30 protein-coding genes are annotated in these 26,454 nt (G+C 71.2%); 12 read left to right on the top strand and 18 right to left on the bottom strand.

What is annotated here, in order from left to right:
• Positions 1-24 precede the first annotated feature (24 nt).
• Positions 25-729: an iron-dependent transcriptional repressor DtxR gene (locus ABD999_RS35275; RefSeq protein ID WP_148036733.1), complete on the bottom strand. Its 705-nt coding sequence runs from the start codon at positions 727-729 to the stop codon at positions 25-27.
• Between the two features lie 100 nt (positions 730-829).
• Between ABD999_RS35275 and ABD999_RS35270 the strand changes: the two genes are divergently transcribed.
• Positions 830-1,459: a UdgX family uracil-DNA binding protein gene (locus ABD999_RS35270; protein WP_148036732.1), complete on the top strand. Its 630-nt coding sequence runs from the start codon at positions 830-832 to the stop codon at positions 1,457-1,459.
• A 14-nt stretch (positions 1,460-1,473) separates the two neighbouring features.
• Here the strand turns inward: ABD999_RS35270 and ABD999_RS35265 are convergent, their stop codons facing one another.
• Together ABD999_RS35265 and pdxH are read right to left on the bottom strand one after the other, a co-directional pair.
• Positions 1,474-2,709, bottom strand: coding sequence for an MFS transporter (locus ABD999_RS35265; RefSeq protein ID WP_219546192.1), 1,236 nt, complete (start codon positions 2,707-2,709; stop codon positions 1,474-1,476).
• An 11-nt stretch (positions 2,710-2,720) separates the two neighbouring features.
• Positions 2,721-3,374, bottom strand: coding sequence for a pyridoxamine 5'-phosphate oxidase (pdxH, locus tag ABD999_RS35260; protein ID WP_148036730.1), 654 nt, complete (start codon positions 3,372-3,374; stop codon positions 2,721-2,723).
• Between the two features lie 175 nt (positions 3,375-3,549).
• Here pdxH and ABD999_RS35255 point away from each other — a divergent pair, with 175 nt between their 5' ends.
• Together ABD999_RS35255 and serC are read left to right on the top strand one after the other, a co-directional pair.
• Positions 3,550-4,656, top strand: a complete 1,107-nt coding sequence (locus ABD999_RS35255) for a citrate synthase 2 (protein ID WP_148036729.1) — start codon at positions 3,550-3,552, stop codon at positions 4,654-4,656.
• A 153-nt stretch (positions 4,657-4,809) separates the two neighbouring features.
• Positions 4,810-5,919 (top strand): phosphoserine transaminase, encoded by a 1,110-nt coding sequence (gene serC, locus ABD999_RS35250; RefSeq protein WP_148036728.1) that lies wholly within the window; start codon positions 4,810-4,812, stop codon positions 5,917-5,919.
• Positions 5,920-5,938: 19 nt separating this feature from the next.
• On the opposite strand, the gene ABD999_RS35245 is transcribed toward serC, so the two are convergent.
• The 4 genes from ABD999_RS35245 to ABD999_RS35230 all read right to left on the bottom strand — a co-directional run bounded on the left by ABD999_RS35245 (position 5,939) and on the right by ABD999_RS35230 (position 8,597).
• Positions 5,939-6,559, bottom strand: a complete 621-nt coding sequence (locus ABD999_RS35245; protein ID WP_148036727.1) for a rhomboid family intramembrane serine protease — start codon at positions 6,557-6,559, stop codon at positions 5,939-5,941.
• Between the two features lie 102 nt (positions 6,560-6,661).
• Complete coding sequence (locus ABD999_RS35240; protein WP_271278939.1) at positions 6,662-7,426, bottom strand: crotonase/enoyl-CoA hydratase family protein; 765 nt, start codon at positions 7,424-7,426, stop codon at positions 6,662-6,664.
• Positions 7,427-7,436: 10 nt separating this feature from the next.
• Complete coding sequence (locus ABD999_RS35235) at positions 7,437-8,210, bottom strand: SDR family NAD(P)-dependent oxidoreductase (RefSeq protein ID WP_148036725.1); 774 nt, start codon at positions 8,208-8,210, stop codon at positions 7,437-7,439.
• Positions 8,211-8,258: 48 nt separating this feature from the next.
• Positions 8,259-8,597, bottom strand: a complete 339-nt coding sequence (locus ABD999_RS35230) for an STAS domain-containing protein (RefSeq protein WP_148036724.1) — start codon at positions 8,595-8,597, stop codon at positions 8,259-8,261.
• A gap of 73 nt (positions 8,598-8,670) precedes the next feature.
• On the opposite strand from ABD999_RS35230, the gene ABD999_RS35225 reads away from it, so the two are divergent.
• Positions 8,671-9,693, top strand: a complete 1,023-nt coding sequence (locus ABD999_RS35225; RefSeq protein ID WP_271278940.1) for a potassium channel family protein — start codon at positions 8,671-8,673, stop codon at positions 9,691-9,693.
• Here the strand turns inward: ABD999_RS35225 and ABD999_RS35220 are convergent.
• The 4 genes from ABD999_RS35220 to ABD999_RS35205 all read right to left on the bottom strand — a co-directional run bounded on the left by ABD999_RS35220 (position 9,665) and on the right by ABD999_RS35205 (position 14,081).
• Positions 9,665-10,417: an energy-coupling factor ABC transporter ATP-binding protein gene (locus tag ABD999_RS35220; protein ID WP_271278941.1), complete on the bottom strand. Its 753-nt coding sequence runs from the start codon at positions 10,415-10,417 to the stop codon at positions 9,665-9,667. The genes ABD999_RS35225 and ABD999_RS35220 overlap by 29 nt on opposite strands.
• Entirely contained in the window at positions 10,414-11,169 is a 756-nt protein-coding gene (cbiQ, locus tag ABD999_RS35215) for a cobalt ECF transporter T component CbiQ (protein WP_271278942.1), read from the bottom strand. The genes ABD999_RS35220 and cbiQ overlap by 4 nt, the downstream gene beginning before the upstream one ends.
• A 10-nt stretch (positions 11,170-11,179) precedes the next feature.
• The gene (locus ABD999_RS35210; RefSeq protein ID WP_271278943.1) at positions 11,180-12,199 is read right to left on the bottom strand and encodes an energy-coupling factor ABC transporter permease; all 1,020 of its coding nucleotides are present in this window, start codon (positions 12,197-12,199) and stop codon (positions 11,180-11,182) included.
• Positions 12,200-12,272: 73 nt separating this feature from the next.
• Positions 12,273-14,081, bottom strand: coding sequence for a glycosyltransferase (locus tag ABD999_RS35205; RefSeq protein ID WP_345483095.1), 1,809 nt, complete (start codon positions 14,079-14,081; stop codon positions 12,273-12,275).
• Between the two features lie 371 nt (positions 14,082-14,452).
• On the opposite strand from ABD999_RS35205, the gene ABD999_RS35200 reads away from it, so the two are divergent.
• The gene (locus tag ABD999_RS35200; RefSeq protein WP_148036718.1) at positions 14,453-14,770 is read left to right on the top strand and encodes a hypothetical protein; all 318 of its coding nucleotides are present in this window, start codon (positions 14,453-14,455) and stop codon (positions 14,768-14,770) included.
• 118 nt (positions 14,771-14,888) lie between these two features.
• On the opposite strand, the gene ABD999_RS35195 is transcribed toward ABD999_RS35200, so the two are convergent.
• Positions 14,889-15,056: a hypothetical protein gene (locus ABD999_RS35195; RefSeq protein WP_271280042.1), complete on the bottom strand. Its 168-nt coding sequence runs from the start codon at positions 15,054-15,056 to the stop codon at positions 14,889-14,891.
• A 95-nt stretch (positions 15,057-15,151) separates the two neighbouring features.
• On the bottom strand, positions 15,152-15,721 hold the full coding sequence (locus ABD999_RS35190; RefSeq protein ID WP_148036716.1) for a CGNR zinc finger domain-containing protein: 570 nt from the start codon (positions 15,719-15,721) through the stop codon (positions 15,152-15,154).
• 73 nt (positions 15,722-15,794) lie between these two features.
• On the opposite strand from ABD999_RS35190, the gene ABD999_RS35185 reads away from it, so the two are divergent.
• Together ABD999_RS35185 and ABD999_RS35180 are read left to right on the top strand one after the other, a co-directional pair.
• Positions 15,795-16,547, top strand: a complete 753-nt coding sequence (locus ABD999_RS35185) for a class I SAM-dependent methyltransferase (protein ID WP_271280041.1) — start codon at positions 15,795-15,797, stop codon at positions 16,545-16,547.
• An 83-nt stretch (positions 16,548-16,630) separates the two neighbouring features.
• On the top strand, positions 16,631-17,674 hold the full coding sequence (locus ABD999_RS35180) for an alpha/beta hydrolase (protein WP_271280040.1): 1,044 nt from the start codon (positions 16,631-16,633) through the stop codon (positions 17,672-17,674).
• Here the strand turns inward: ABD999_RS35180 and ABD999_RS35175 are convergent.
• Together ABD999_RS35175 and ABD999_RS35170 are read right to left on the bottom strand one after the other, a co-directional pair.
• Positions 17,647-18,504: a hypothetical protein gene (locus tag ABD999_RS35175; RefSeq protein ID WP_271280039.1), complete on the bottom strand. Its 858-nt coding sequence runs from the start codon at positions 18,502-18,504 to the stop codon at positions 17,647-17,649. The two genes, ABD999_RS35180 and ABD999_RS35175, sit on opposite strands and share 28 nt — an antisense overlap.
• Positions 18,501-19,070: an RNA polymerase sigma factor gene (locus ABD999_RS35170; RefSeq protein WP_271280038.1), complete on the bottom strand. Its 570-nt coding sequence runs from the start codon at positions 19,068-19,070 to the stop codon at positions 18,501-18,503. The genes ABD999_RS35175 and ABD999_RS35170 overlap by 4 nt, the downstream gene beginning before the upstream one ends.
• Before the next feature lie 132 nt (positions 19,071-19,202).
• On the opposite strand from ABD999_RS35170, the gene ABD999_RS35165 reads away from it, so the two are divergent.
• Both ABD999_RS35165 and ABD999_RS35160 read left to right on the top strand, forming a co-directional pair.
• A complete protein-coding gene (locus ABD999_RS35165; protein WP_271280037.1) occupies positions 19,203-20,930 on the top strand; it encodes an RICIN domain-containing protein in 1,728 nt (575 codons plus the stop codon).
• Positions 20,931-22,385 carry a sigma-70 family RNA polymerase sigma factor gene (locus tag ABD999_RS35160; RefSeq protein ID WP_271280036.1) on the top strand — a complete coding sequence of 485 codons (1,455 nt, stop codon included), beginning with the start codon at positions 20,931-20,933 and terminating at the stop codon, positions 22,383-22,385.
• Here ABD999_RS35160 and ABD999_RS35155 read toward each other — a convergent pair whose 3' ends face one another.
• Entirely contained in the window at positions 22,386-22,667 is a 282-nt protein-coding gene (locus ABD999_RS35155; protein WP_219546179.1) for a hypothetical protein, read from the bottom strand.
• A gap of 38 nt (positions 22,668-22,705) precedes the next feature.
• Positions 22,706-23,242 (bottom strand): chloramphenicol phosphotransferase CPT, encoded by a 537-nt coding sequence (gene cpt / locus ABD999_RS35150; RefSeq protein WP_271280035.1) that lies wholly within the window; start codon positions 23,240-23,242, stop codon positions 22,706-22,708.
• A 123-nt stretch (positions 23,243-23,365) separates the two neighbouring features.
• Between cpt and ABD999_RS35145 the strand changes: the two genes are divergently transcribed.
• Entirely contained in the window at positions 23,366-23,776 is a 411-nt protein-coding gene (locus ABD999_RS35145) for a DUF6463 family protein (RefSeq protein WP_345483093.1), read from the top strand.
• Between the two features lie 95 nt (positions 23,777-23,871).
• Entirely contained in the window at positions 23,872-24,843 is a 972-nt protein-coding gene (locus ABD999_RS35140) for a hypothetical protein (RefSeq protein WP_345483092.1), read from the top strand.
• Between the two features lie 41 nt (positions 24,844-24,884).
• Here ABD999_RS35140 and ABD999_RS35135 read toward each other — a convergent pair whose 3' ends face one another.
• Entirely contained in the window at positions 24,885-25,487 is a 603-nt protein-coding gene (locus ABD999_RS35135; protein WP_271280419.1) for a TetR/AcrR family transcriptional regulator, read from the bottom strand.
• A 97-nt stretch (positions 25,488-25,584) separates the two neighbouring features.
• Here ABD999_RS35135 and ABD999_RS35130 point away from each other — a divergent pair, with 97 nt between their 5' ends.
• Positions 25,585-26,406 (top strand): class I SAM-dependent methyltransferase, encoded by an 822-nt coding sequence (locus tag ABD999_RS35130; protein WP_271280417.1) that lies wholly within the window; start codon positions 25,585-25,587, stop codon positions 26,404-26,406.
• Positions 26,407-26,454: the final 48 nt, after the last annotated feature.

The following is a 26,454-nucleotide window of genomic DNA, read 5'->3' as shown; positions in this document are numbered from 1 at the left end:
GAGTGGAGGATCTCCCGGATGGGATCAGCGTCTGGACACGAAGACGTGCACCGCCACATCACGCGGGATCTCCGCGAGAGAGTCGTTCGCGTCACCGTCACCTGTCACCCGCACACCGTCGTCGCTCGCCGCGAGCGTCACCTCGCGTCCGGGTTGTATCCCAACTTGCTTGAGTTTAAGCATGAGAGCGGGATCGCTTTGCACTTGTTCGCTAATTCGGCGCACGGTCACGGACACACCCTGAGAACCGGCGAGTTCGGTCATGGGGGTCAGCTGGGACTCGGTCGCGTCGGCGGCCTCCTCGGCGCCCAGCTCGGCCAGGCCGGGAATGGGGTTGCCGTGGGGGCAGAAGGTGGGGTTGCCCAGCAGCTTGACGAGGCGCTGCTCCACCGACTCGGACATCACGTGCTCCCAGCGGCAGGCCTCGATGTGCACCTCCTCCCAGGGCATGCCGATCACGTCGATCAGCAGGCACTCGGCGAGGCGGTGCTTGCGCATCACCCGCGTGGCGAGGGCGCGGCCCAGGTCGGTCATCGCCAGGTGGCGGTCGCCCTCGACGCGGACGAGACCGTCGCGCTCCATGCGGCCGACGGTCTGGCTCACGGTCGGGCCGCTCTGCTGCAGGCGCTCGGCGATGCGGGCGCGGAGGGGGATGATGCCCTCCTCCTCGAGCTCGTAAATCGTCCGGAGATACATCTCCGTGGTGTCGATCAGGCCGTGTGCGGTCAAGGCTCCTCCCTCATGCCATGCTAGCCGGTCGTCTCGGGACTGAGCCCTTCCGCTTCGGGCACAGGATCAGGCTCGAAGCCTATGGGGAGAACGACCGGCGATGACAACCAACGTCAACAATTCCGCAGCCCGCTTCCTTCCCGAGAGTCACGATCTGGGATCGTTGCGTAGCGCGGCGGCCGGCTGTGAAGGATGCGATCTGTTCAGGAACGCCACCCAGACGGTGTTCGGCGAGGGGCCGGGACGCGCCCGCTACATGCTCGTCGGCGAGCAACCGGGCGACCAGGAGGACCGTCAGGGCCACCCGTTCGTCGGCCCCGCCGGGCGCATCCTGGACCGCGGCCTGGAGGAGGCGGGGATCGACCGCGACGAGGTGTACGTCACGAACGCGGTCAAACACTTCTCCTTCACCGAACGCGGCAAGCGGCGGATCCACCAGAAGCCGACGGCGGCCGAGATCGAGGCCTGCCGGCCGTGGCTGGACGCCGAGCTGGCCGCGGTGCGTCCCGGGGTGGTCGTGGTGATGGGCGCCACGGCCGCGCGGTCGCTGCTCGGGAGGGCTTTCCGGGTGACCAGGCAGCGCGGCGAGCCGGTGCCGATGGGCGACGCGCTCGCGGTCGCCACCATCCATCCGTCGGCGGTGCTGCGCGCCCCCGACCGTGACGCGGCGTACGCGGGCTTCCTGGCGGACCTGCGCGTCGCCGCCGGAACGGGCGGGCACACCCGCTGACCCCGGACGTACGGTCAGCGTGACCGGTAGTTCCTGAAGCTCGCCACCGACAGCCCGACGACCAGCACCGCGGCGGCGCACGCGAGCCCGCCGCCGACCCAGGCCGTCGTCAGCCCGAACGCGGTCGCGGTGGCCCCGGCGCGCACGTCGCCCAGCCGCGGCCCGCCCGCGACCACCACCATGAAGACGCCCTGCAGCCGCCCGCGCATCTCGTCAGGCGCGTAGAGCTGCAGGATCGACTGCCGCCACACCGACGACACCACGTCGGCCGCTCCCCCGACGGCCATGAACACCAGGACGAGCCAGAGCTGGTCGGCCAGCCCCGCCGCCGCCACCGCCAGCCCCCACAGCGCGATGACGAAGGTGAGCGCCAGCCCCTGGCGCTTGACGCGGGTGACCCAGCCGGAGAACAGCCCGCCGAGCACCGCGCCGATGGCCATCGAGGAGTTGAGCCAGGCCAGCGCGATGAGCGAGCCGCCGAAGCGCTGGTCGGCCAGCTCCGGGAAGAGCGCTCTGGGCAGCGCGAACACCATGGCGATGATGTCCACGGCGAACGACATCAGCAGGATCGGGCTGGTGACGATGAAGCTCAGCCCCTCCGCCACCGACCGCCAGCCCGGCCTGGACACCTCGCCGAGCGGGGCCAGCGACGGCAGCCGGAAGGCCGCGTACAGGCCGGCCGTGAACAGCACCGCGTCCACCGCGTACGCGGCCGCGAACCCGCCCTGCGTCAGCAGCACGCCACCGACCATGGGCCCGCCGACGGCCCCGAGGCTGTAGACGAGCGAGTTGAGCGCGTTGGCCGACGGCACCAGCTCCGGAGGCAGCAGCCTGGGGATGATCGCGCCCCTGGTGGACGAGCTGACCGCGAACCCGGCCGCGCTCAAGGCCACCGTGGCGAGCAGCGCGTACACGCTCGGCACGCCGACGATCGACTGCACCAGCAGGAGTACGGTGCCGGCCCAGGCGACCAGCGACCCGGCGACGAGCAGCTTGCGCCGGTCCACGGCGTCGGCCACGGCCCCGCCCCACAGCCCGAACACCACCAGCGGGAGCAGGTTCGCCAGGCCGAGCATGCCGACCCAGAACGAGGAGTCCGTCAGCTCGTAGACCTGCTGGCTGACCGCGACCACCGTGACCGCGAGCCCGACGTGGGAGACCGCCTGTCCCATCCAGAGCCGCCGGTAGGCGGGCACCTTCAGTGGCCGGGTGTCTACCAGATGACGTTTGACGAACTCCCCGAGTGACACAAGCGGTCAGATTAGGGCGCAAGCCTGTCAAGCACCCACCCGGCCGGGCTCCGGCGGTACCGGAGCCGGTCGTGCATCCGGTCCAGCCGCCCCTGCCAGAACTCCACCTCGCGCGGCGTCACCAGGAAACCGCCCCAGAAGTCGGGCACCGGCGGATCCTCCGGCCAGCGGCTCGCGAGCTCCTCGTAACGGGCGTCCAGGTCCTCCCGCGAGCGCACCACGGCGGACTGGCGCGAGGCCCACGCCCCGATGCGCGACCCGTACGGCCGGGAGGCGAAGTAGGCGGCCGACTCCTCCTGCGGCAACCGCGTCACCGTGCCCTCCACGCGCACCTGGCGGCGGATCGGATGCCACGGGAACAGCAGCGAGGCCCACGGGTTCTCGGCCAGGTCGCGGCCCTTGCGGGACTCGTAGTTGGTGTAGAAGACGAACCCGCGCTGGTCGTACTCCTTGAGCAGGACGGTCCTGGCGCTCGGCCGGGCGCCGGCGGAGGCGGTGGCGAGCACCATGGCGTTCGGCTCCGGCAGGCCGGCGTCGAGGGCCTCCTGGAACCAGGTGGTGAACTGGGCTATGGGATCGGCGGCGACAGCGGTTTCGAGCAGCGGTTCGCCCACGTACGAGCGGCGAAGCCCCGCCAGTGAGGGCGGTCGCGAGGTGGCATCCACGAGAAGGTATTCTTGCGCGCTTGGTGGAGAAGCCCATACTAGGCCCCCTACCTGCGGTTTCGGTCTATCGGCGGGTCCGGCGACCGGCCACGAGAGGGGAGAGGGTTAAATTGACCCGCCGGTATCTCGACATCAAGCAATTGCCGGAACATGGCAGGAAAGGGAGGCGGCCGACGTGTCCGACTTCAAACCCGGCCTCGAGGGCGTCGTAGCTTTCGAGACGGAGATCGCGGAACCGGACAAAGAAGGGGGCGCCCTTCGATACCGGGGCGTCGACATCGAAGAGCTGGTCGGCCGTGTCCCCTTCGGGCACGTTTGGGGCCTGCTGGTCGACAACAAGTTCCAACCGGGCCTCCCCCCGGCGGAGCCTTACCCCATTCCTGTTCACTCCGGCGACATCCGCGTAGACGTGCAGAGCGCGCTGGCCATGCTGGCCCCCGCCTACGGCTTCAAGCCGCTGCTCGACATCTCCGACGAGGAGGCGCGTGACCAGCTCGCCCGCGCCTCTGTGATGGCGCTGTCCTTCGTGGCCCAGTCGGCGCGCGGCCTCGGCCTGCCGATGGTGCCGGAGCAGCGCGTCGACGAGGCCAAGACCATCGTCGAGCGTTTCATGATCCGCTGGCGCGGTGAGCCCGACCCCAAGCACGTCAAGGCCATCGACGCCTATTGGACCTCCGCGGCCGAGCACGGCATGAACGCTTCCACGTTCACCGCCCGCGTCATCGCCTCCACCGGCGCCGACGTGGCGGCGGCGCTGTCCGGAGCGGTCGGCGCCATGTCCGGCCCGCTCCACGGCGGCGCTCCCGCCCGGGTGCTCCACATGATCGAAGGTGTGGAGCAGATGGGCGACGCCAAGAAGTACGTGCAGAGCGAGCTCGACAAGGGCCAGCGGCTGATGGGCTTCGGCCACCGCGTCTACCGCGCGGAGGACCCGCGCGCCAGGGTGCTGCGCCGCACGGCCAAGGAGCTGGACGCGCCGCGGTACGAGGTCGCGGCGGCCCTGGAGAAGGCGGCCCTGGAGGAGCTGCACGCCCGCAAGCCCGACCGGGTGCTCGCCACCAACGTCGAGTACTGGGCCGCTGTGGTGCTCGACTTCGCCGAGGTTCCCTCGCACATGTTCACCTCGATGTTCACCTGCGCCCGCACGGCCGGCTGGGCCGCGCACGTCCTGGAGCAGAAGCGCACCGGCAGGCTGGTCCGCCCGAGCGCCAACTACACCGGCCCGACGTCCCGCCCGCTGTCCGACGTCCCCGGCGCCTCCGAGGTCGCCGGCACGATCTGACCTGATGACGACAACGGCCCGCCGGCCCCCGGCGGGCCGTTCTCGTACGGCCGTACGACCCGGGTGACCGGGCACTTCCACGCGCGCCGCGCCCGACGTCTCACAATCCGGACCCTGGACGAGCCAGTCCTCGCACGTCAGTAACCTGGTGAGGTGGCTGACATCGTGATTCCCGCTGACATCAAGCCCGCCGACGGCCGCTTCGGCTGCGGGCCCTCGAAGGTTCGTACCGAGCAGCTGGCCGCGCTCGCCTCGTCCGGCGCGAGCGTCATGGGCACCTCCCACCGCCAGAAGCCGGTCAAGAGCCTGGTCGGCCGCGTCCGCTCCGGCCTGGCCGACCTGTTCTCGCTGCCCGAGGGCTACCAGGTCGTGCTCGGCAACGGCGGCACCACCGCGTTCTGGGACATCGCCGCCTTCGGGCTCATCCGCGACCGGTCACAGCACCTGTCGTTCGGCGAGTTCTCCTCGAAGTTCGCGACGGTCGCCAAGAAGGCGCCGTGGCTCTCCGACCCCTCGGTGATCAAGTCCGAGGTCGGCACCCACCCCGAGGCGGTCGCCGAGGACGGCGTCGACGTCTACGCGCTCACCCACAACGAGACCTCGACCGGCGTCGCCATGCCGATCAGGCGGGTCGGCGGCGACGACGCGCTGGTGCTGGTCGACGCCACCTCCGGCGCGGGCGGCCTGCCCGTCGACGTGTCCGAGACCGACGTCTACTACTTCGCCCCGCAGAAGAGCTTCGCCTCCGACGGCGGCCTGTGGATCGCGCTGATGTCGCCGCGCGCCCTGGCCCGCGTCGAGGAGATCGCGGCGAGCGGCCGGTTCGTGCCGGAGTTCTTCAGCCTGCCGGTCGCGATCGACAACTCCGCCAAGGACCAGACCTACAACACCCCGGCGGTGGCCACGCTGTTCCTGCTGGCCGACCAGCTCGACTGGATGAACGGCAACGGCGGCCTGGCCTGGACCACGGCCCGCACCGCCGACTCGGCGCAGCGGCTCTACACCTGGGCCGAGAAGTCGTCCTTCGCCACCCCGTTCGCCGCCCCGGAGTTCCGCTCCCAGGTGGTCGGCACGATCGACTTCTCCGACGACGTCGACGCGGCGGCGGTGGCCAAGGTGCTGCGCGCCAACGGCATCGTCGACACCGAGCCCTACCGCAAGCTCGGCCGCAACCAGCTGCGCATCGCGATGTTCCCGGCCATCGACCCGGCCGACGTCGAGGCGCTGACGGCCTGCGTCGACCACGTGGTCGGACGCCTCTGACCCGCCCCGGGGCCGTCCGCTAGCGGATGGCCCCGGCCGGCCGGCGCAGGACCCACGCGGCCACCAGGCCGCCGATGAGCCCGAACAGGTGGCCCTGCCAGGAGATGTACGGGTCGCTCGGCAGCACGCCGGCCAGGATCGACCAGTACGCGATGACCACGCCGATGCCGATGACGATGTCGAGCGCCCGCCGGTCGAACAGGCCGCGCGCGACGACGTATCCGAAGTAGCCGAACACCAGCCCGCTGGCCCCCACCGTGACGGTGCCGGGGCCGCTGGCGAACCAGGTGCCGATGCCGCCGATGACGATGATCAGCAGGCTCGCCGCCAGAAACCTGCCGATGCCGCGCAGCCCCGCCAGGAACCCGAGCACGAGCAGCGGCAGCGAGTTGGCCATCAGGTGGCCGAAGCCGCCGTGCAGGAACGGCGCCGTGAAGATGCCGATCAGCCCTTGCGGGTCCCAGCCCCTGATGCCGTAGGCGAGGTCGGGAGTGCCCGGCGTCAGGTAGTCGAAGATCTCGACGGCCCACATGACGCCCACGATCGCGAGCATCGTCAGCAGCGAAGCCAGGGCGCCAGAGAGCAGCGAGGCCAGCCCGCTCTTGGCTGACTCGAAACGCGGCCGCGAGTAGTCGCTCATGCCTCTCCCAGATGACGTCGTCCTTTTACCGTACGCAGGAACTACCGCAAGCGCGCATAAAAGAACCCCCTCCCGGTGTCCGGGAGGGGGTGCGGAGTCGGGTTATTCGCCCTTCCACTGGGGCGCGCGCTTCTCTGCGAAGGCCGCGGCGCCCTCCATGGCGTCCTTGGAGCCGAACACCGGCTGGACGATCTCCCCCTGCTTGCGGAACATCTCCTCCAGCGACCAGTCCTGCGACTCGATGACCACCCGCTTGGTCGCGGCCAGCGCGAGCGGCGCGTTCGCGGCGATCCTGCGGGCCAGCTCGATCGCCCCCGCCAGCGCCTCGCCGGGCTCGGTGACCCGGTTGACCAGGCCCAGCTCGTACAGGCGCGCGGCCGGGTAGTGGTCGCCGGTGAGGGCGATCTCCATGGCCACGTGGTACGGGATGCGCCGCGGCAGCCGCATGATGCCGCCCGCGCCGGCCACCAGGCCCCGCTTGGGCTCCGGCAGGCCGAATTTGGACTCCGAGGAGGCCACGATGAGGTCGCAGGACAGGGCCAGCTCGAAGCCGCCCGCCAGCGCGTACCCCTCGACGGCGGCCACGATCGGCTTCTTGGGCGGCGCCTCGGTCATGCCCCCGAACCCGCGTCCTTCCACGACGGGGAAGTCGCCGGACAGGAACCCCTTGAGGTCCATGCCCGCGCAGAACGTGCCGCCGGCGCCGGTCAGCACGTAGGCGGAGACCTCCGGGCGGGCGTCGAGCGCGTCCAGCGCCTCGGCGACGCCCCTGGCCACCGCCCCGTTGACCGCGTTGCGGGCCTTCGGACGGTTGATGGTGATCACGGCGACGCCGTCGGACTCCTCGACGAGCACTTCGTCAGACACGGGACCTCATTTACTTGGGCTGGAATCGGATGCCGCCGTCGAAGCGGATGACCTCGGCGTTCATGTAGTCGTTCTGGATCAGCGAGTGAACCAGGTGGGCGAACTCGTCGGCACGGCCCATGCGCTTGGGGAACACCACCGGCGCCACCAGCTTGGCCTTGAACTCGTCGGCGTTGGCCGAGAAGCCGTAGATGGGGGTGTCGATGATGCCCGGGCAGATCGTGTTCACCCGGATGCCGACGGCGGCCAGGTCGCGGGCGGCCGGGACGGTCATGCCGACGATGCCGCCCTTGGAGGCGCTGTAGGCGAGCTGCCCGGTCTGGCCCTCCAGCGCCGCCACCGAGGCGGTGTTGACGCACACGCCGCGCTGCCCGTCGGCGTCGACCGGCTCGGTCTTGGCGACGGCCGCCGCGCCGATGCGCATGAGGTTGAACGTGCCGATCAGGTTGACCTCGATGACCTTGCGGTAGGTGGCCGGGTTGTGCGGCTCGCCGTTGCGGTTGACGGTGCGCTCGGCCCAGCCGATGCCGGCGCTGTTGACCAGCACCCGGAGCGGCTTGCCGGTGGCGACGGCGGCGTCCACGGCGGCCTGCACCTGGGCGTCGTCCGACACGTCCGTCCTGGCGAAGACACCGCCGAGCTCGTCGGCGACGGCCTTGCCGCGCTCCTCGTTGAGGTCGGCGATGACCACGGTGGCGCCGGCGCGGGCCAGCTCGCGGGCCGTGGCCTCACCGAGGCCGCTGGCGCCGCCGGAAATGATTGCTGAGGATCCGTTCACGTCCATAGCACGGACCCTAACCCCCAACCGAATGAAGTTCTACTCGGGGTGGGGTCAAATTCCCCCCACGGCGCTGTCGACGTCGGAGTAGACCTTGATGCGCCGGTCGAGACCGGTGGTCCGCAGGATGCGCGCCACCGGTGCCTGGGGCGCCGCCAGCGACACCCCGCCGCCCTCGCCGGTGGCCAGCCGCCAGGCCTCGATCAGCACCGACAGGCCGCTGGAGTCCATGAACGAGAGCTGCTGGAGATCGAGGACGAGCCGGGCGCCGTCTTGCTTGATGGCATCACGTACCTCGTCGCGGAGGACCGGCGCGGTGAACAGATCCAGCTCTCCCGCAACGGCCACCACCACGGCGTCACCGAGGGAATGTCGCGCAAGCCGCAGCTTCATTGGCCCCTCCTCGATGAGCCACTGTACTTCGACTTGCCCGGGTAGAGGGCACCCACAAACTACGATCAGCAGTATGAATGAGGACGAGACGGCGCTGGGCGTTCGCCTGCCGTCCGTCCGCCTGAGCCCGCTGCGCGCGGTGTTGCGGAGGATGGCCATCGCGCTGGCGATGCTGCTGGCCATGTTCGCGCTGGTCGCCATGGATCTCGACGGCTACCGCGACAACGTCGACGGCGACGTGTCGCTGCTCGACGCGCTCTACTACGTGACCGTCTCCATCTCCACGACCGGGTACGGCGACATCACCCCCGTCACCACGCCGGCCAGGGTCGTCAACATCGTGGCCGTGACGCCACTGCGCATCGCCTTCCTGGTCGTGCTCGTGGGCACCACGCTGGAGGTGCTCACCCGGCGCACCAGGGACGCCATCCTGACCGAACGCTGGAGGGCCAGGTTGCAGGACCACACCGTGATCGTCGGCTACGGCACCAAGGGCCGGGCCGCCGCCCGCACGCTGCTCGACAACGGCAGTCCCAAGGAGTCCATCGTGGTCGTGGACCCGGACCCGGCGGTCGTGGACGAGGCCGCGTCCGACGGCTTCGCCGGCGTCCTGGGCGACGGCACCCGCAGCCACGTGCTGGGCCGGGCCCGGATCAGGACCGCGGGCCAGGTCATCATCGCCACCCGGCGCGACGACACCACCGCCCTGGTCACGCTCACCGCGCGCAGCCTCAACCCGGGGGCGACGATCGTGGCCGCGGTCCGCGAGGCGGAGAACGACCCGCTGGTCCGCCAGAGCGGCGCCGACGTGGTCATCACCTCGGCCGAGGCGGCCGGGCGGATGCTGGGCGTGGCCACGCAGAGCCCCGCGGTCAGCGCCCTGATCCAGGATCTGCTCACCTACGGCAAGGGCGTCGACCTGCGCGAGCGTCTCGTACGTCCCGAGGAGGTGGGCGGCCCGCCGGTCAGGGGCGAGGAGCTGCCCGTCGCGGTCGTCAGGGACGGCCACATGTTCACCTACGCCGACCCGCGCGCCGCCGAGCTGCGCCAGGGCGACAAACTGGTGGTCATCCACGTTCCGCCGCAGCCGGGATAGCGAACCCGTAGGGCAGTTCCAGCCGGTGTCTGGCGAGCAGCTCGGCGTCGCCGAGCAGCTCCCGCGTCGGCCCGTCGGCCACGACGACCCCGTCCGACAGGATCATCGCCCGCTCGCACAGCTCCAGCGCGTACGGCAGGTCGTGGGTGACCATGAGCACCGTCACGTCCAGGGAGCGCAGGATCTCCGCCAGCTCCCTGCGGGCCGCCGGATCCAGGTTGGACGAGGGCTCGTCGAGCACCAGGATCTCCGGCTCCATCGCCAGCACGGTCGCCACGGCCACCCGGCGGCGCTGGCCGAACGACAGGTGGTGCGGCGGGCGGTCGGCGACGTCGAGCATGCCGACCCGGTCCAGCGCGTTCTTGACCACGGCCGCGAGCTCCTCGCCGCGCACGCCCGCGTTGGCCGGGCCGAACGCCACGTCGTCGCGGACGGTGGGCATGAAGAGCTGGTCGTCGGGGTCCTGGAAGACCAGGCCGACGCGCTGCCTGATCTCCTTGAGCGTGTCGCGGCGCACCGGGGTGCCGGCCACCGTCACGGTGCCGTGGCCGGGGGTGAGTATGCCGTTGAGATGCATGACGAGCGTGGTCTTGCCGGCGCCGTTGGGGCCGAGCAGCGCCACCCGCTCGCCGCGCCGGATGGTCAGGTCGACGCCGAACAGCGCCTGCGTCCCGTCGGGGTAGGCGTAGGCGAGCCGGCTGACTTCGAGCGAGTTCGGGATCATACGGCGAGTCCCAACAGGAGCACGGCCAGAGCCGCGAGCGGGAGAGCGAGCGCTGTCCCCCATTGTCGCGCCGTGGCCGACAAATCATGAATCATCGGCATCTGGCCTGAATATCCGCGGCTGAGCATGGCCAGGTGCACCCGCTCACCGCGCTCGTACGAGCGGATGAACAGCGCCCCCGCCGAGCGCGCGATCACCGGCGCGTGCCGGAGGTCGCGTGCCTGGAAGCCCCGCGACTCCCTGGCGACGCGCATCCGCCGCATCTCGTCCATGATCACATCCAGGTAGCGGAGCATGAACATGGCGATCTGCACCAGCAGGTCCGGCACCCGCAGCCGCTGCGCCCCCACGAGCACGTCACGCGGCTCGGTGGTGGACGCCAGCAGGATGGAGACCGTGACCCCGAGCGTCGCCTTGGCCAGGATGTTCCAGGCCGCCCAGAGCCCGGGGACGCTCAGCGACAGCCCGAGCACCTCCGTCCGCTCCCCCAGCCCGATGACCGGGATGAGGAACGCGAACAGCACGAACGGCAGCTCGACGACCATGCGCCGCAGGATGTGCCCCGGCGGGATCCGGGCCACGGCCGCCACCGCGGCGAGCATGCCCGCGTACAGACCGAAGGCCCAGAACCACTCGCGCGGCGTGGCCACCATCACGATCGCGAACGCCAGGACGGCGAGCAGCTTGCACTGCGGCGGCAGCCGGTGGACCGGCGAGCCGCCCGGGAGATAGAGCCGGCGCCCCACGCCCATCGGTGCCCGCTCAGACCCTCTCGCCGGACGAGGCCCGGCCGCGCGCCCGTGCCGCGTAGGCGGTCACGCCCGCCACGATCAGCGTCAGCGCGACGCCGACGATGCCCGCGACGCCCACCGGGATGCCGCCCACCTCGCCGTAGTCGGCCAGCGCGAACCCGCCGAACACGTGGTCGGTCGCCTGCCCCAGGAAGCCCTGCTCCTCGGCGACCGACTCCAGCCCGTCAGGGTGCGGCGAGGCGAAGAACGACACGATCCCGGCCAGCAGCAGCGACACCCCCAGCCCGCCGAGCAGGAACGGCAGCCTTCCGACCCCGGCCGCGGGCTCCGGCGCGCGTCCGGTGACCGTGCTGGTCCCGTCGGCGCCGCGCAGCACCAGCGGCGCGGCCAGCTCGCGCGCCCCGTACACCAGGTCGGGACGGACGGACAGCACCGCGGCCACGGTCAGCGCGGTGATCAGGCCCTCGCCGACGCCGATCAGCACGTGCACGCCGGTCATCGCGGCGGCCACGGTCGCGAGGTCGATCGGCGCGGTGCCGCCGATCCAGAACAGCAGCGTGAACACCAGCGCGGAGGCGGGCACCGACAGCAGCGCCGCCGCGAAGGACGCCGCGGTCACGCCGCCCCGCCCCGGCACGACCCGCGTGACCAGCCGGAACACGCCCCAGCCGACCAGCACCGTGACCAGGCCCATCAGGATGATGTTGACCCCCAGCGCGGTCAGCCCGCCGTCGGCGAAGAACAGCGCCTGCACCAGCAGGACCACGGCTATGGCGAGCACCCCGGTGAAGGGTCCGGCCAGGATGGCCGCCAGCGCCCCGCCCAGCAGGTGGCCGCTGGTGCCGCCGGCGACCGGGAAGTTCAGCATCTGGACGGCGAAGACGAAGGCGGCGACCAGCCCGGCCATCGGGGCCGTCCGGTCGTCGAGCTCCCGGCGGGCGCCGCGCAGGCAGACCGCCACTCCGGCCGCCGCGACCACGCCCGCGGAGACGGACACCGCGGCGGTGAAAAAGCCATCGGGTACGTGCACGACGAGCCTCCAAGCAGAGGGGCCGGACACCCCCCACTTTAGGTCATCGATGTGCAGTTGCATATATATTGCATTAGCGCATGATTCTTTTCAGGAGCGCCCGCGCGGACAGCCGCCGCACGACCGCGCTGAGCCGCCCCCTGTTCGAGGTCGCGTACGGGCGCGCGACGCACGGCTCGGTGCCCAGCAGCCAGCGACGGGGCCCGGCGACCGACTCCGCGCCGGCCTCGATCCTGAACCTGGCGGGCGGCCCGCCCAGGTCGAGCTCCAGATAGGCGTCCCAGACCCCGGGGCCGAACCGCCCCACCGCCGGCCTGGCCACGAAGCCGCCGCCCGCCAGCCCGACCACCCGGTCGGCCCGCTCGCTCCCGCTGCCGCGCTCGCGCCACACCAGCCGCCGCACGGCCTCGGGCGGCGGCGCGGCCCCGGCCACCGCGATCTCGCCGTCGAGCACCAGCCGCCGCCCGAGCGACCAGCGGGTGCCGACCAGGCGCGCGCTGCCGGGCACGCCGACCGCGTGCCCGCCGACGTCCAGGCTGAGGTTGTCGTGATCGCGGGTGAAGTACGGCAGCACGGCGACCTCGCCGACCAGCCGGGCAGGCGGGCGGGCCAGGGCGGTGTCGCGGTCGGCGCCCAGCCTGGCCGAGCGGGTCACCCCGGCCAGCTCGACCGACACGCGCAGGTCCCAGATGCCCGAATCCAGCAGCGCCGGGTCGACCCTGGCGACCCACCGGCCGCCGGACCGGACGGCCGGCACGACCAGCTCCCGCCGGGGTTCGTGCCGGGTGCGCAGCACCAGCGCGACGCCGTCGGGCTCGGCGCATCCCGTCAGCGCGGCCTCGCAGGCCACCACCAGCGTCCGGCCGTCCCAGCACAGCCCGGTCAGCCGGCGCTCGACGGGCGCCGCCTCGATGACGGCCAGCAGGGCCAGCCGCTCCACGTCGCCGAGCGCGGCCAGCCGCTGCCGGTCGGCGCTCCCCAGCCGCTCGCGCACGCCGTCCGTGAGCCACCGGTCGCACAGGGCGGCCACCGCCACGGCGACGTCCTTGCGCTTGACCTCGTCGGCCTCCAGGAAGGGCCGGCCGAGCTGGGCGAGGATGTCGAGCTTGAAGTGGCGGGCCAGCAGGTGGTCGCGGAGCGGGCCGGGCGGGACGTGGTCGGTCATGAGCCGGATCGGCTCGTGGATCATGGCTAGCCAGGCGAGCGGGTCGCGGCTGGCGGGACGCTGCATGACGCTGCTGCCGTCGGGCCTGGCGACCAGGTGGTAGCAGTCGTGGTCGGCGACCACCGAGATCGTCCCGGCGTGGCAGTAGGCGTGCACGGTGAAGTAGATGTCCTCGCCGACGAACACGCCCTCGCGGAACCGGATGCGGTGGCGCTCCAGCATGTCCCGGCGGAACAGCTTGAAACAGCTCAGGCTGTTGTAGACGGCGCTCTCGCCCAGCTCGGCCCGATCGGCGTTGCGCTGGAACATCGACTCCGGGACCCGCCGCCCGTGTCCGACGATCTTGCCGAGCACGATGTCGGCGCCGTTCCTGTCGGCCGCGGACAGCATGTGCTCCAGCGCCCCGGGCCCGAGGTAGTCGTCGGCGTCGCAGAAGAAGACGTAGCGGCCGGTCGCGTGGCCGAGGCCGACGTTGCGCGGCCGTCCGGCGCCGCCGGAGCTCTCCACCTGGACCACCTTGACCGTGCCCCGGTGGTGGGCGGCGTAGAGGCCGAGCAGCTCGGCGGTGCCGTCGGTGGAGCCGTCGTCGACGACCACGATCTCCTTGGCGACCCGCTGGACGAGCACGGACGTGAGGCACCGGTCGAGATAGGGCCGGCAGTCGCGGGCCGGGATCACGATGCTGACGTCGACCGGAACTTCGCCGCCGACCTCCATGGAAACCTCCCGCGGGTCGTCACCGTGTGCTCCTGACCGGTATCAGTATGTGACCATCGCGCGGCGCGGGTGGGTGGATTCGGCGGTCTTCATGCCTTCCTTTTGCAGAGTGCGCCTATTCCGACACATTCTGAGAATTGTGCAGGTAAGGTCACCGATTACGGCATATAACCCGCACCGAATCAGCTTCAGGGACGCAGTTATCCCCCGCGGGAGAAGAGAACTTCCCCGGAGGAGCAGTGCCGTACCTCCAGGTCCTCCCGGATGATCGGCGGGGCCCGAGCGCGCGTCTACAGTGAGGCAATCTTGACGTGGAGGTGGCGGGGATGGGATCGGATCTGCGCAGGCGGACGGCAGGCAAGGGGTCGATCGTGCACACAGCGGAATTCATCGTCTCCTCGGCAAGGCTGACGGAGCTCCACGAATGCTCGGCGCTGCTCCGCCACACCCGGCAACGGGCGGAGGAGATCGTGGACGAGGCGCGCACGCTGCTGTCGGAAGCCGAGCAGGCGGGCGACGGCGAGCGGGTGCTGGAGCTGACCGTGCAGCTCGACCAGGCGCGCCGCTCCTACTGCCAGGTGCTGAACGCGTACATGGTCATCAGCCGCCGGATCACCACCGAGCGCCAGGCGATCCTCCAGGCGCAGATGGAAGCCGACCGGCACGCCGGCCTCACCGGTGTGGCCTGATTTTCTTGTGAACTTTTCTGGGATGAGAGACGTCAAAAGGACATAACGGCTAGCCGCCGCATGAACGGGCTCCAGCTCCCCGGTGTCCTCTCCCGGGGAGCTGGAGTAGGGGGCGCTTTCATGCCTCGACGCGGGGCAGGTCGGGGCGGGCGGCCTCCCGCAGACGCTCGACGAGCTGACCCTGCTGCTCCGGGGTGAGGCGCACGGGCCAGACCGCGGGCAGCATCAGCACGTCGCCGTTGGAGAGGCCGACGAACTCGACGGGGAATGACGGGGAGGAGATCACAGTGCTGACATTCTGGCACGTCATCGGGCTCCGCGAGCTGGGTTCGCATCCTGGTACTCCCGGAGATCTTGCAGGTCAGGGCGACATTTACCGACTTATGGGGTCTTGCTCCGCGCTCTGAAGGCCGCCGTCTTCACCCGGTTCTGGCACGCCGTGGAACAGAACCGCCGGGTCCCGTTGCGCGAGACGTCCACGTACACCCGATCGCAGTGCGGCGCGGTGCAGACCCCGAGCCGGTCGTGGAACTCGCTGCCGAGCACGTGCGCGAGCCCGGTGGCGCAGCTCGCGGCCCAGTCGCCCGCGAGGGTGCCGCCGGGGCCGTGGTAGTGCAGGTGCCACGGCTCGCCGTCGTGCCGCATCAGCATCGGCCGCGCGCCGGTCTCCGCCAGCAGGGCGTTGATCCGCTCCGCGGCGGCGTCGACGTCGCCGGCCGCCACGGCCTCGAACACCGCGCGCAGCCGCTGCGCGACCTCGGCCAGCTCCGACCCCTCGGCCTCGGTGACCGGCTTGTGGCCCGGATAGCCCGTACGCAGGCCCTCGGTCGCGGCCTCGGCCAGACCGGCGGGCGGCGGGGCCGGCCGCCCGCGCCGCTCGCCCGGCGTGAGGCTGTTGACCAGCCCCACCGCCACGCGGATCACCGCATCGCCGTGACTGTTGAAGTCCACTTGACCAGTTACGCCCTTACGTTCTAGTTTGTAACTGCCCAAAGCTTACAAGACAGTCACAAGGGGGATCGTCGTGTTGGACCACGATGCCGCACTCGCCTGGATGGCGCGCTGGGATCGCCAGCAGGAGGGCTACCTGCCCGACCGCGAGGAGCGCTTCACCGCGATGATCGACGCCGTCGAGGCGCTGGGCCGCCCCGACCCGCTGGTCGTCGACCTCGGCTGCGGCCCCGGCTCGCTGGCGGCCCGCCTGGTCGAGCGTCTGCCCGGCGCGCGGGTGGTCGGCGTGGACGCCGACCCGCTGCTGCTCGGCCTCGGCCGGGCCGCCTACCCGCACCTCACCCTCGTCTCCGCCGACCTGCGCAAGCCCGGCTGGACGGCCGCGCTCGGCCTGGACGGCCCCGCCGACGCCGCGGTCAGCACGACCGCCCTGCACTGGATCGACCCGGAAGAGCTGAAGGCGATGTACGCGGACGTCGCGTCCATCCTGCGCCCGGGCGGCCTGCTGCTCAACGGCGACCACCTCGACACCGACGACGCCACCCCCGCGCTGGCCGCCCTGGAGCGCGCCGTGCACGACAAGCAGACCGCCCGCGTCTTCGGCGACGACCTGCCGGAGGACTGGCGCACCTGGTGGGACGCCGTGGCCGCCGACCCCGCCCTGGCGGAGCTGAACACCGCCCGCACCACCGCCGGGGCCGACCACCGCGGCTCGGAGTCCCACCTGCTGTCCCACCACGCCGACGCCCTGCGCGCGGCCGGCTTCGCCGAGGTCGGCACCCTCTGGCAGCGCGGCCACAACCGCCTGCTCTGCGCGGTGCGTTAACCTCTCGGAAGTCCGCACGGCCGGGGCCGGGTCCGATCCCGGCCTCGTGGAGCTCACTCTGTGACACCCACGGAAGGACGCACATGCTGCCCTGGTCACCCGATTTCGCCGGCCGGATGGACCACGCCGTCATCGACAGCCCGGCGCTGCGCGGCAACCCGCTCGGCGACCCGCACGAACGACCGATCTGGGTCTACCTGCCTCCGGGGTACGACGACGACACCGACAGGCGCTACCCGTCCGTCTACGTGATCCAGGGCTACACCGGCCAGCTCACGATGTGGGCCGGCCGGACCCCGTTCCGCCGGCCGTACCCGGAGATGGCGGACGCCATGTTCGCGCGCGGCGAGGCGCCGCCCGCGATCGTCGTGTACGTGGACGCGTGGACGTCCGTCGGCGGCAGCCAGTATCTGGACTCGCCCGGCACCGGCCGCTACCACACCTACCTGTGCGAGGACGTGGTCGGCTGGGTCGACGCCCGCTACCGCACGATCCCCGCACGCGACGCGCGGGCCATCACCGGCAAGTCCAGCGGCGGCTACGGCGCCATGGTCAACGCCATGCTGCGGCCCGACGTGTTCGGCGCGCTCGCCACCCACGCGGGCGACGCCCTGTTCGAGGCCGCCCACCAGCCAACGTTCCCGGCCCGCGCCCGCGATCTGCGCGACCTGTACGAGGGCTCGTACGACCGGTTCCTCGCCGACTTCCGCGGCCGGATCCCCGGCACCAGGAGCAGCGACATGCAGCTCATGGAGATCTACGCGTACGCGAGCGCCTACTCGGCGGACGACGACGGCACGGTGCGCATCCCGTTCGACGCCAACGGCGCGCTCGTCCCCGAGGTGTGGGAGCGCTGGCTGGCCCTGGACCCGGTACGGATGGCGCGGCGCCCCGAGTACGCCGAGGCGCTGCGCTCGATGCGGGCCGTCTGGATCGACGCGGGCACCCGCGACGAGTGGTATCTGGACCTGGGTGCGACCGCCTTCCGCGAGGCGGTGGCGGCGGCGGGGGTGCCCGACGACCGGGTGCGCTTCGAGCTGTTCGACGCCGGCCACATGGCCATCGAGTACCGCTACCCGCTCGCCCTCGCCTGGCTGTGTCACCGTCTGACCGGATTCTCCGGATAGCGCTTCTCGGTGACGAGCAGCCGGATCACCTGCTCGTCACCGTGATGGACCACGTCCGCCGCCCAGACCACGTAGTCGTCCTCGTACGCCGACTGCTCGTACGCGTACACGACGAAGCCCTCCGGGGCGTCGGGGTCGGGCCGGATGACGTTGACCATCACGGGCAGCCCGTGCTTCCACAGCTCACGATCGAGTTCGGCCACGGTCCTCCCCTCGACCCGCACGCCCTCCAGCGGCCCGCCCTTCCCGGTCGCCGGCTTCCCGGGATCGAGCTCGACCCGCCTGTCGTCGGGGACGAGCTCGCACGGAGCGACCGGATCGCGCATGAGGATGGTGCTGGTGCTGCTGGCACCGCGCGGGTTTACGGTCATCGTCCACACGAAGGTCTGGCCGGGCTCGAACCGCTTGGTGTCGATCCGCATCTGCCAGCCCTCGCGCTCGCCCGGGATGGTGGTCGGCGCGTGATACAGCCCTGGGGGGACCTGCTCGACGACCTCCGCCCGCGGCTCCTGGCACATCATCCCGTACGGGACATAGTCCACGATGGCCGGCACCCCGAGCTCGTGCAGCTGCTCGGTCAGGCCGCCGGTGTCCCGGAAGTCCCGGACCACCACGTCCACGACGCCGTCGGAGCCCATGGTGACGGCGTACGCGGGGTCGCCGCCGCCCGCCGTCATCACCGCGACACCGCCGGCCGTCATCATGGTCACCGCGGCGGCCGCCGCCAGCAGGAGGCGTGGGCGTGGCCGCCGCCTCGCCCGCGCCGCCACGTACTCCTTGAGCTCGGCGAGCCGCCGCTCCTCGAAACCGGCGAGTGGTGCGCTCATCATGATCCTTCCATGCTCGTGGCGAGATCCGGGAGGGTGGCGTCCCTGAGCAGGCGGCGCGCGCGATGCAGCCGGACCCGCGCCGTGCCGGGCCGGATGCCCAGCGCGGCGGCGGCGTCGGCCACCGGGATCCCGTCGGCGTCCACCAGCTCGGCGATGGCCCGCAGGCTCTTCGGCAGGGCCGCGATGGCCGCCACCAGCGGGCGCGCGGCCCGCTCCGCGTCGATCCGCTCCTCCAGCCTGGCGATGTCGTCGGCGTCCAGGTCCCTCCGGCCCGCCGCCCGCCCGGTCTTGTGCAGCTCGCGCGCGGCCCTGCGCTGCTCGATCGCCACCACGTTCCTGGCGATCCCGAACAGCCAGGCCACCTCGCTGCCCCGATCCGGCCGGTAGCTGCCCGCCGTGTCGATCGCCGCCAGGAAGACCTCGGTCGTCACGTCGTCCACCGTGTGCGGATCCGTGACTCTCCTGGCCACGAACCGGCTGACGGACTCGGCGTGTCTTCGGTAGAAGACCTCGAACGCGGCCGGATCACGCGCGATCCGCCGGAGGTCATCGGTAGTGCCTGCCATCCAGGTGCGCCTTCTTGTCGGGGTTTTCCCCTTCTTGTGCAGGAGGGCCGCCCGGCATTACATCGGGATTTCCGAAACCGCGTAATCCACAGCGGTGCACCCACTCCTCTCTAGTGAACGAGAGGAGCTCTTATGAGCAGGAACAGACTGACGCTCGCGTTGTCACTCATAGCCACGGTGGCCGCGAGCGTCCTGGTCGGGACGGCGCCGGTCGCGTCCGCGACCACGCAGGCGGCGCCCAAGGCCGCCACGCCCGGGTTCGCCTGTGATACCACGGACGCCGCGGGGAAGGGATGGGTGCTTCCGGTCTACGCCCACCAGCCGGGCCAGAGCCAGTACGCCACCGAGCTCGCATCGGTCGAGCGGACGCTGTGGGAGACCGACCAGACCTTCGACGCGAGCGCCCGCCGGTTCGGGGGGTCGCTGCGGATCAGGTACGTCCAGGACGGCGACTGCCGTCCGATCGTGGCCCAGATCCCCTTCGTGAAGGGCCGAAACCGGGCCGAGCTGGGCACGGCGTTCTCGGAGAACCTCGACGGCCAGCCCGCGCGGGTGCGTGAGCTTGTGGCGACCAAGCGGGTGAAGCTCATGTTCTTCGTCCGCGACAACGAGATCACCAACTCCTGCACCGGCGGCGGCGCGGACGCCGGGCTCAGCACCGGCGGCGTCATCCTGCCGCGCTGGTGCTGGAGCGAGGCCGGGTTCACCCACGAGATGATCCACGGCTTCGGGCTCGGCCACTGCAACGTGGACGGTACGTCAGAAGGCAACGGCGACGACCCGGTCTGCCGCAACATGGGCAGCAGGCCCGAGTGCACCGCCGACACCGCGTCCAACTACCACCTCGACTCGTGCCGTACGGACAAGTTCCGCTACTTCGAGCCCACCAGGGCCTCGCAGCCGGCCGGGGAGCCGCTGGCCGAGAACAGGAACGTCGCGTTCAGCCCGTACCTGATCAAGGACCAGCCGACCCCGGCGGCGGACTTCCGGATGCGCGTGGTGGAGAGTGGGCTGTGCCTCGACGGCGGCGCCCAGCAGGTGACGCAGGCGGAGTGCTCGAACAGTGACAAGCAGGTCTGGCGGCGCAGCATCGACACCCAGGGCTACCTGACGATCCGCAACGCCGGAACCGACCGCTGCCTGCAGCTCACCGCCAAGGACAAGGACGCCGTCCCGGTGATCACCGCGCCGTGCGTGGCGAAGCAGAAGTCGCAGCAGTGGATCCCGGACGCCGACCAGGACAAGACCAACTTCTTCAACCGCTCCGGCGGGAAGTCCGGCGCGAAGCTCACCGTCCAGGGCGTGAAGGACGGCGCCGGAGCGAAGGTGGTCCGCGGCGGCGGCACCCCGATGGTGGCCGAGTACCTGCGCACCGGCTCCTCGCCCGCCCCGGCCCCGACCAAGACGGCTGCCCCGGCCCCGACCGCGACCCCGACCAAGAGCGCGACCGCGAACCCCACCCCTCACCCGACGCGGACGTCGCTGCCGGTGTCGCGCAACATCCGCATCGAGAGCGCGTCGGGTCGCTGCCTGACCTCCTTCCGTACGAACGTGCGCCTGGGCTCGTGCCGGGCGGCGAACTGGCGGCTGGTACCGACCACCGGCGAGGCCGTGCAGATCCGTAGCCAGGGCCGTTGCCTGACCCTCGGCTCGGCCCGCAGGGGCCTGCGCTCGGTCGTCCTGACCAGGTGCGGCAAGACGAGCACGAGGCAGCAGTGGGTGGTTGAAACCCAGCAGAACGGGACCGTTACCCTGAAGATCGCCGCCACCAGGGCCACCCGGCTCGTCGGCGCCGGGCACACCCGCGTGCACGCCAAGACCGCGCACCCGAGCAGGTCGCTCACGTTCACGATCAGGTAAGTGGAAGATTCGCAGCGCGAGGACGCGGCCCTGACCAAGTTGGTCAGGGCCGGAGACAGCCGTGCCGTGGCCGAGCTGTACGAGCGGCACCACGCCGCCGTCCTCGCCTTCGCCCGCCGCCTCTGCCAGGACCCGCACATCGCCGAGGACCTGGCCAGCGAGGCGTTCACCCGCACTCTGCGGACCGTCCGCGGCGGCGAGGCCGGCCCGTCCGGCGCGTGGCGTCCCTACCTGTACGCGGTCGCCCGCAACACCGCGGCCGAATGGGCGCGCACCGATCAGCGGCGCGTCCTCACCCCCGAGTTCCGGGACGACGAGCTGACCGTGGCCGAGCCCGAGCCGCCCGACGATCTCGTCACCCGCGCGTACCGGTCGCTGCCGCCGCGCTGGCAGACCGTGCTGTGGCACACCGTGATCGAGGACGAGCGGCCCGAGCAGGTCGCGGAGATCCTCGGCACCACCCCCGGCAACGTGGGCGTGCTCGCCTTCCGCGCCCGCGAGGGCCTGCGCAAGGCGTACCTGGCCGCCCACGTCGCGGGTGCCTCGGGCGACTGCCGCAAGTACGCCGACCCGCTGGCGGCGGCCGTACGCAAGAAGAGCGGCCGCCTCCCCCGGGCCCTGCGCGCGCACCTCGACTCCTGCCCGAGCTGCGCGCGTGCCCACAGCCGGTTGCTCGACCTCAACGCCACGCTGCGGGCCGCGCTGCCCATCGCGCTGCTGCCGTTCGCCGTGGAAGGGCTGGGCAAGGCCGCCGCCTCGAAGAGCACCTCCATGGGGATGCTGGGGTGGGCGATCCCGGCGACGGCGGCGACCGTGATCACCGCCGCGATCGTCTTCACCCTGCCACCGGAGCCCGCACCCCCGCCCGCGGCCGCCCCGCCCACCTCCTCCACTCCCACTCCCACGCGCTCGCCCTCCGGCTCCCCCTCTGCCTCGCCCTCCGGCTCCCCTTCGCCTTCGCGCTCGCCCTCGCCTTCGTCCTCGCTTTCGCCTTCACCTTCGCCTTCACCTTCGAAGACCCGTAAGCCCACCCCGGCAGCGGTCGCCGGCACCCGGATCAGCTACGCGGGCCGGTGCGTCGGCACGAAAGGGACCCAGGTCGCGGCACTGAGCTGCACCGACCCGGGGACAGCCTGGCGGGTCAAGGGCGACGCGTCCCGGTTCCAGCTCGTCAACGCCGTGACCGGGCGATGCCTGACAGCCGGCGCCAAGTACGACACGGTCTCCTTCAACGGCGGCGGCATCCGTACCGTCCAGCTCACCCCCTGCTCGGCCGCCCCGGCCCAGCGCTGGAACAGACCCACCTTCAGCGACGGCGTGCCCCGCCTGGTCAACGTCTCCACCGGCATGGCCCTGTCGATCGGCAAGGAGTTCGGCGGCAAGCGCCCCCCCACCGCGTTCATCCTCTACGGCGCCTACACCGACTCCGCCGACCAGCGCATCACCCTGGTGTGATCAGGGATTGCCCCTCTGCCAGGTGCCGAAGGGAGGGGCGGGCCTGTCCATGAACTCCTTCAGCTGCTTCACCTTGTCGACGCAGTCGGGGCAGACGTACGCCTCGACCGCTCTCGCGGTCGCCTCCGGCGTCGGCTCACGGAAGGCGCCTGACACCGTCATGCCCAGCGGCAGGCGGGTCTCGGGATCCATCATGACCGTCATGACCTGCGCGGGAACGAAGCTGAAGGTGCGCTTGCACATGTGGCATCCGCCGATCGTCCTGATCTGCTCGTCCGCCATGGGCTCCCCACCTCCAACCGCACCGTACAACGTCGCTCTTACTGGCGCACCCGCCCGGCGATCTGCCGCGCGCACTCCAACGACTCGCTATGCGTGGTGTCCACCACCAGGTCGTAGACCACGCCCTCGTGAACCACCTCAGCCTGCAACGCGGCCATCCCCTCGGTCCGGTCACCCCGGGCGATCTCGCGCCCCGCGGCGACCTCGCTGTCGCACCGCACACCGACCCACAGCACGTCCAGCCCGGCGAGAGCCTTCTCCCACCGCTGCTGGGACCCCGCCCCGCCGAGGAACACGTCATCCACGACGATCCGGGCACCCGCGCGGGCCATCGCCGCGATCCCCGCGGTCCACGCCTCGTCCAGCGCCCGGAACTCCGGCCCCACGATCACCTGGCCGTCGGGAGCGAACTCGATCCCCTCCTCCGACGCCCGCATGGCCGCGGGCATCGCGTCGACCAGGTCGTCCACCGAGAAAGCGAGCCAAGGATCCGGCAGCACCGCCTGCAAGCACCGGGCGATCCCGGACTTGCCCGAACTGGAGCCACCGTTCAGCACGATCACCTGAGTTGTCACCGCGCCACCCTAGAGGCCCGCCCCGCACGCCCCAACCGGTTTTCCCGTTCCCCCACTGGCGAGGGAGCCGCCTCCCTCGCACGGGGGAGGGCGCCGGACCTCGTCCCCGGAAAGCTCGTACCCATGAGCACCACACCTGCGACCTACCAGCCCGCATTGTCCGCACCCCCCAGCCGGCTCACCATCTGGGCCGGCCGAAGCATGATCATGATCGCCGTGGCGCACACCGCCGTCTTCGCCCTCCTCGCCCCCTGGTCCAGCTGGCTCGCCGGAGACCTCCGCGACGGGGTCGCCGACGCCGACTCCCTGGCGATCTTCTGGGCACTGCCGGGCGGATTCGTCGTGGTCCTCGCCCTGCTGGGACTCCTGGTGGCACGGTTGGGACGGCAGGGACAACACGTACCCGGATATGTCGGCTGGGCGAGCCTCGCCTGGGGAGCCCTGGCCGTCACCCTGATCGGACCGAGCGGTTTCCTGCTCACGGCCGTCCCCGCCGGCCTGCTCATCACGGCGAACCTCACCGCCAGGCGGTAGGGCCGGCCCTACCGCAAGACGGGGGTGCGCGGCAATGCGGCCGCGGCCGGCGACCGGGACTCTGGCCATGAATCCGTCGCCCCCCAGGAGGTTCCGTGTCCACGGTCCTTGGTACGCCGCTTCGCCGGGTGATGCAGTGGCATCGACCGCTGATGCTGATGGTCGCCTCGATGCTGCTTCTGCTGGTCGTCTCGACGATCGGGCTCGTGCTCGACGACCGGGTGCTTCTCGGCGCCCCCGTCTGGCTCAAGCCGTTCAAGTTCGCCGTGTCGATGGCCGTCTACGGAACCACCCTGGCCTGGATGCTGTCCCTGCCTCACCGGGGCAGGAAGTGGACCTCCGGCCTGGCCACCGTCTTCGCCGTCACCGGGTTCGTCGACACCGTCATCGTCGCCGTCCAGGCCGCCCGCGGTACCTTCAGCCACTTCCACAAGTCCACCGCACCGGCCGAGAAGATCATGCTGGTCGTCTTCGGCAATGCCGTGCTCCTCATCATGCTGGCCAACCTCGCGCTCGCGATCATCCTGGCCTTCCAGCGCGTCCACGCCGACCGCGCCATGAGCCGGGCGATCCACACAGGCCTGGCCCTGGCCGTCGCCGGCATGGCCCTGGGCTTCCTCATCCCCATCCAGGGCAAGGCGGAGACCGCCCTGACCACCAGCGGCCAGCGAGTATCCCTGAGCAGCGGTCACAGCGTGGGCGTCCCCGACGGCGGCCCCGGCCTCCCCCTGACGCAGTGGAGCACCACCGGCGGCGACCTGCGGGTCCCTCATTTCGTCGGCATGCACGGCCTGCAGGTCATGCTGATCGCCGCTCTGCTCCTGGCGGCACTGGCGGCTCGCTATCCCCGCTTACGCGACGACCGGACCCGCACCCGCCTGATCGCCGTGCTCGCCACGAGCTACACCGGCCTGATCGCCCTGGTCACCTGGCAGGCCCTACGCGCCCAGCCCCTGATCCACCCCGACGCCCTGACCCTGACCGCCGCCGCCCTCCTGGCAGCGCTCACCGCCCTGGCCACCGCCACGGTCCTGGCAACGCGGCCAGGCCCTGATCGGAGGATCTAACACCGGAGCCAACGTGAAGTCCGTCTTCGCAGGACATCAGCTCATAGCAGTCGTCTTTGCACGACATCGGCGATGACGGCGTTCACGACCTTGCCGACTTCCTCAGGCTCCGGCGGGACCCCCTCCCTGCCGGCGAACAACATGTGCCCGGCCCCGATCAGGGAAAGCGCCAGCGCCTCCACATCGGCGTCCGCCGCGATGCGGCCCAGTTCGCACTCCTCGTTCAGGTAGGCGGCGATCATGGCTGCAGCATCCGTCAAGACCGGAACACCGGGAGCCGAACGGGCCTGACGCAGCCGGGCACGCAACTCGTCCCGGAAGATGACGAGAGCGACGATCGCCACGGCGACCGAGTCGAACAGGTCGACAAGCGCCCCGGTCAGGTTGCCGGCGACGTCGCCGGTCCCGGCGGAGCCGCGAAGGGCCTCGGCCTGGCTCTCGAGCCGGGCGATGCGGTCCCGCACGAGTTCGGCGAGGAAGGCGTCGAAGTCCTCGAAGTGCCGGTGCAGGACGCCCTTGGCGACGCCCGCCTCCGCCGTGACCGCCCGGCTGGTCAGGTCGTTCGCCCCGTCCCGGAGCAGGACGCGTTCGGCGGCGTCGAACAACTGCTGCCGCACATCCCGGAGGGCCACTCCAGTCGGCATCGCCCGTTCCTCCTTCTTACCCGCCTCCGCCCGCCCTTCGCTCACCGCGAACCGTGCGCGGGTTGATGAGTGGGCATGCGCCCACTATCGTGGGCACATGCCCACTCTAGCGCAGGAGCAACCAGAACCTCCGCGGAACGAGCCCCATAAGGCCAGGCAGATGGCGGAGTCGTTCGGGGTCGACACCGAACGCTACGACCGGGCCCGGCCCGACTATCCCGACGCCCTGGTGCAGCGAATCATCACCGCCAGCCCTGGCCCCGACATCGTCGACGTCGGCTGCGGCACCGGCATAGAAGCCCGCCAGTTCCTGGCGGCCGGGTGCAAGGTGCTGGGTGTCGAGCCGGACGTCCGGATGGCCGAGTTCGCCCGCCGCACCGGGGTCGAGGTCGAGACGGCGACGTTCGAGGACTGGGACGCCGCCGGTCGCACCTTCGACGCGGTGGTCGCCGGGCAGTCCTGGCACTGGGTGGACCCCGTCGCGGGCCCGGCCAAGGCGGCGCAGGTGCTGCGTCCCGGCGGCCTGCTGGCGGTGTTCGCGCACGCGTACGACCCGCCGCCCTTCGTCGCGGAGGCGTTCGCCACCGTCTTCGAGAAGGTGGCGCCCGACTCGCCGCTCAGCGCCGGATCGCCGAGGCCGGCCCAGGACATCTACCAGGCGATGTTCGCCACGTTCGCCGACTGCATCCGCAAGACGGCCGGGTTCGGCGAGCCGGAGCAGTGGCGATTCGACTGGGAGCAGTACTACAGCCGCGACGATTGGCTCGACCTGCTGCCCACCACCGGCGCGCTCACCCGACTCCCGCCAGACAAGCTGGCCGAGGTGCTGGAGGGCGTCGGGACCGCCATCGACGCGATCGGTGGCAGCTTCACCATGGCCTATACCACGATGGCGATCACCGCGTCACTGAACACCTGAGTCGCCCACCACTCGGAGGACGCGTGGGCCGGGAGCGGCACACGCGAC

Origin of the sequence: Nonomuraea ferruginea (assembly GCF_039540635.1) — a bacterium.
GTDB lineage: Bacteria > Actinomycetota > Actinomycetes > Streptosporangiales > Streptosporangiaceae > Nonomuraea > Nonomuraea ferruginea.
Note: the sequence above shows the minus strand (reverse complement) of the source record. Positions and strands in the feature narration are given on the sequence as shown.